This is a genomic window from Halomonas sp., assembly GCF_041689495.1.
Lineage (GTDB): Bacteria > Pseudomonadota > Gammaproteobacteria > Pseudomonadales > Halomonadaceae > Halomonas.
Genome location: NZ_JBDNGD010000164.1, coordinates 1 through 4,535 on the forward strand (window position 1 = coordinate 1; position 4,535 = coordinate 4,535).

The 4,535-nt window shown below is 63.8% G+C and carries 5 protein-coding genes; all 5 read left to right on the forward strand.

Features of this window, described 5'->3' with window-relative positions:
* Positions 1-213 (forward strand): alpha/beta fold hydrolase (locus ACESMD_RS05705; protein ID WP_372611162.1); only part of this gene is annotated, 213 nt, incomplete at its 5' end.
* A gap of 61 nt (positions 214-274) precedes the next feature.
* Positions 275-1,006 (forward strand): GntR family transcriptional regulator, encoded by a 732-nt coding sequence (locus tag ACESMD_RS05710; protein WP_372611164.1) that lies wholly within the window; start codon positions 275-277, stop codon positions 1,004-1,006.
* A gap of 278 nt (positions 1,007-1,284) precedes the next feature.
* Positions 1,285-2,634, forward strand: coding sequence for an MmgE/PrpD family protein (locus ACESMD_RS05715; RefSeq protein WP_372611166.1), 1,350 nt, complete (start codon positions 1,285-1,287; stop codon positions 2,632-2,634).
* 46 nt (positions 2,635-2,680) lie between these two features.
* Positions 2,681-3,763 carry an isocitrate/isopropylmalate dehydrogenase family protein gene (locus tag ACESMD_RS05720; RefSeq protein ID WP_372611168.1) on the forward strand — a complete coding sequence of 361 codons (1,083 nt, stop codon included), beginning with the start codon at positions 2,681-2,683 and terminating at the stop codon, positions 3,761-3,763.
* Positions 3,764-4,535, forward strand: a 772-nt coding sequence (locus tag ACESMD_RS05725; protein ID WP_372611170.1) for an isocitrate/isopropylmalate family dehydrogenase, incomplete at its 3' end; no start/stop codon positions are given.

Genomic DNA, 4,535 nt, shown 5'->3' on the forward strand with positions numbered 1-4,535 from the left:
GATGCCGCAGACAAGGGCAAGCACTTCGTCGAGTGCCCGCTACTGGCATTGTGGGGGCGGAACAGCCATGTCGGACGCCACTTCTCGCCGCTCGAGGCATGGCAGGAGTGGGCGCGTGATGTGACGGGTGTGGCGCTGGATGCCGGCCACTACCCGGTCGAACAATGCCCCGACGAGACCTGTGATGCCCTGATGACGTTCTTTGCCGATTGAAGGTTATTATCATCGCGTCATGGTGAACAATAACGAAACGACACGCCTGATGGGGGTTGCCATGTCGACAAGAACGGATGCATCGGGGCAGGGAAGCGGGGCAGACAGTCGTTCCATCCGTGCGCCGTCCCTCACCGAACTCGCCTATCGCGAGATCGAGAGGATGATCCTGGCCTGCGAACTGGAAACCGGCGAGCGCCTCAATGATTCCCATCTCGCCAGGCGCTTCGGCATCAGTCGTGGTCCGGTACGGGAGGCCATCGGCCGGCTGGCGTCCGTCGGTCTGGTGGAAATGATCCAGAACAAGGGCGCCTATGTCCGTGTGATCGACGTCAAGGACGCCCTTGAGATCTACGATATCCGGGCGGCCCTGGAGCGTACCGGGGTGCTGGCCGCCTCCCGCAGGATGCGTCCCGAACACCTGGTACGCCTGCGCCGCCAGGTGGAGTCCCTGGATGCCTTCGAGGCCGAGGGAGACCGCGAGAACTACTTCGTCGCCAACCTCGAGTTTCATCGCATGATCCATGAGGTGGCGGGCAATGAGCGCCTGCTGGATCTCACCGAGCGCTTTTCCCGTGAGTTACGCCTCTTCCGTCATGTGTCCCTGATCACCGCCGGCATTCATGAATCCAACCTCGAGCACCACCGTATCCTGGAGGCGCTCGAGCAGGGAGAGGGGGAGCAGGCGGCAGCCGCCATGGAAGATCATGTCTGTCGCGCCAAGGAACGCCTGACGGTGTTGGCCGAGAACCTCAAGGGCAAGCCCCACGACCTCCGGCCAACGGCTCTCTGACGTCGATCGTCACGCCTCGACCCTGTTTCCTTGCCGGGATGCGTTTTCCAGAACCCCGTGCGTTTCTGTAGGAGGTGTCCCGCCATGAGTCGGTCCATGCTGGGCATTCCAGGAACAAGGCCTGATCCTCCCGCATGAGTTCTCGCCGACGCCTCATGCAAAATGCGTTTTATTGGTCTAATATAGCAGACTGATAACTGTTGACAATTAACCCCCGGGCACCATCCTGTGCTTCGGTTGCCGACATGACTGGCTCGAATAAATAAAGAGGAAAGACCATGACCCAGCGATCCGACGTGACCAGAGCCCTCGCCGAGTGGATTGTCGATTGTGACCTCGAGGCGATTCCCGTCGAGGTGCAGCGCGAGGGTGTCAGAACCTTTGTCAACTGGCTCGGCTGTGCCGTCGGCGGAGCCCGCCACGAAACCGTCGATCGGGCGCTGGCCGCCGTGACGCCCTTCTCCGGTCAGGCAACCTCGACCGTGCTGGGTCGTGGCGAGCGTCTCGATGCGCTGCATGCCGCCCTGCTCAACGGTATCACTTCCCACGTCCTCGACTACGATGACACCCACCTGAAGACGATCATTCACCCGGCGGGGCCGGTGGCCTCGGCCCTCCTGGCCGTGGCCGAGACACGCCCGGTCTCCGGACGTGACTTCCTCACTGCGCTGATCGTCGGCGTCGAGGTGGAGTGTCGCATCGGTAATTCGGTGTATCCGGATCACTATGATCGCGGCTGGCACATCACCGGCACCGCCGGCGTCTTCGGTGCCGCGGCCGCCGTAGGCCGGCTTCTCAAGCTCGACGTTCAGCAGATGACCTGGGCACTGGGCATTGCGGCCACCCAGTCCTCGGGTTTTCGCGAGATGTTCGGGACCATGTGCAAGAGCTTCCACCCGGGGCGTGCCGCCCAGAATGGCGCCCTCTCGGCCTACCTCGCCGAGGCCAACTTCGATTCCTCGGAGCAGGCCATCGAGGCCCCGCGCGGTTTCGCCAACGTCATGTCCGACAAGCAGGACTACAACGAGATCCTCGGTGGCCTGGGCGAGACCTGGGAGGTCCGCCTCAATTCCTACAAGCCCTTCGCCTGCGGCATCGTGATCCATCCCACCATCGAAGGCTGCATCCAGTTGCGTGACGAACTGGGCGAAGATGCCAGCAAGATTGAGCGGCTGGACCTGGTCGCGCACCCCCTGGTCCTGGAACTCACCGGCAAGACCGAGCCCAGGACCGGGCTGGAAGGCAAGTTCAGTGTCTTCCACTCGGCGGCGGCGGCTCTGTTGCGAGGCGATGGGTCGCCCACCGCCTTCACCGACGAGGCCGTGAATGACCCAGAACTCGTGGCCATGCGCCGCAAGGTGAAGGTGGTTACCGACAAGGCCTGCCATGAGGCGTCGGTCTCCATCACCGCCACCCTGAGCGATGGTCGTGTCATCGAGAAGCACATCGAGCGTTGCATCGGCTCGCTGGATAAGCCGCTCACCAACGAGCAGATCGACACCAAGTTCCGCGGTCAGGCAGCGCTGGTCATCGGGGAAGCAGCCTGCGAATCGCTGATGGCTCAGGCCTGGACACTGGCCGACATGGCCTCTGTCGGCGACCTGGCGGCCGCGAGCCTGCCGCGTTGAGGTCGTCTGTACCTGGCGCCCGAGCCCATTCCTTCAGGAGAAAGACATGACCCAACCCCACCTGACCCTGGGTGTCCTCAATGGTGATGACATCGGCCACGAGATTGTGCCGGCATCGGTGAAGGTGGCCCAGGCCGCCGCCGAACGCACCGGCCTGGTCATCGACTGGCGGCACATGCCCCTGGGACGCAAGGCACTCGACGAGTTGGGTACCACCATGCCCGAGGGTACCCTGGACACCCTGGCGACCTTCAACGGCTTCATCTTGGGCCCCATCGGCCACCGCGAGTATCCCAAGGTGGAGGGGGCGATCAACCCGCACCCCATCCTGCGCAAGAAATTCGACCTCTTCGCCAATGTGCGTCCGACCCGTTCCTACCCGGACATCGGTTGCATCTACGATGACATCGACCTGGTGATCGTGCGCGAGAACAATGAGGGCTTCCAGCCCGACCGCAACGTGGTGGCCGGCTCCGGCGAATTCCGTCCCACCGAGGACGTGACCATCTCGGTGCGCGTGATCACCCGCGAGGGCAGCCGCAAGGTTGCCACCGCCGCCCTGGAACTGGCCCAGGCCCGCGACAAGCGACTCACCGTGGTGCACAAGAACACCGTCTACAAGCTGGGTTGCGGCATGTTCGTCGAGGAGTGCTACAAGGCCGCCGAGCAGTTCCCCGATGTCACGGTCGACGAGGCCATCGTCGATACCTTCGCCATGCACCTGATCCGTAATCCCCAGCAGTTCGATGTGGTGGTGACCACCAACATGTTCGGCGACATCCTCACCGACGAGGCCGCCGGCCTCGTCGGGGGGCTGGGCATGGCACCAGGCCTGTGCATCGGTCGCGGCAATATTGCCATGGCCCAGGCCACTCATGGCTCGGCACCGGACATCGCCGGGACCGGGCTGGCCAATCCCTATGCCATGATCGAGTCCACGCGGATGCTGATCGAGTGGCTGGGGCGCCGCCACGACCTGCCCCAGGCCGAGGCGGCCGCCGATCTGATGCACCAGGGTATCGAGGCGGCACTGGCCGACCCGACGTCACGCACCCCGGATATCCGTGGCACCGGCCGTCTCTCCGACATGGTCAACGCCATCCTTGCCACCATCGAAAAGGCCGCATAAATGCGCACACATCGTATTGCAGTCATTCCCGCCGACGGCGTCGAGACGGTTCGCGGCTTCGACGCCATCTACTTCGGCGCGGTGGGGGATGTCGACCTGCCCGATGACCTGACCCTCTGGGGGCTGCGTCTGGCGATCTGCCAGGGGCTCGACCAGTTTGCCAATATTCGGCCCACCCGCCTCTTGCCCGGCGTGGACGGCCCGCTCAAGCCGGCCCTGGGCGAGGCCATCGACTGGCTGATCATCCGCGAGAACTCCGAGGGCGAATATGCCGGCGTCGGTGGTCGATCCCACCGTGGTCTGCCCATCGAGGTGGGCATGGATGTGGCCGTGTTTACCCGTGCCGGCATCGAACGCGTGGCACGCTATGCCTGCGACGCGGCCATGGCACGCCCGCGTCGCAAGCTGACCATCGTCACCAAGTCCAATGCCCAGCGTCATGGCATGGTGATGTGGGATCAGATCTGCGGCGAGGTCATCGAAGGCTATCCCGACCTGGATGTCGACTGGATGCTGGTCGATGCCATGACCACGCGCATGGTGCTCGATCCGGCTAGCATCGATACCGTCCTCGCGACCAACCTGCATGCGGACATCCTCTCGGATCTGGCGTCGGCCCTGGGCGGAAGCCTGGGTATCGGTGCCACCGCCAACCTCAATCCGGATCGCAGCGTGCCCTCGATGTTCGAACCGATTCACGGTACGGCCTTCGACCTGACCGGCAAGGGCACCGCTAATCCCCTCGGCTCCTTCTGGACGGCGAGCCTGATGC

Excerpts from the sequence above, each read along its gene's own strand:
- ACESMD_RS05715 (WP_372611166.1), top strand. The coding sequence starts at position 1,285 with ATGACCCAGCGATCCGACGTGACCAGAGCCCTCGCCGAGTGGATTGTC.
- ACESMD_RS05710 (WP_372611164.1), top strand. The coding sequence starts at position 275 with ATGTCGACAAGAACGGATGCATCGGGGCAGGGAAGCGGGGCAGACAGT.
- ACESMD_RS05720 (WP_372611168.1), top strand. The coding sequence starts at position 2,681 with ATGACCCAACCCCACCTGACCCTGGGTGTCCTCAATGGTGATGACATC.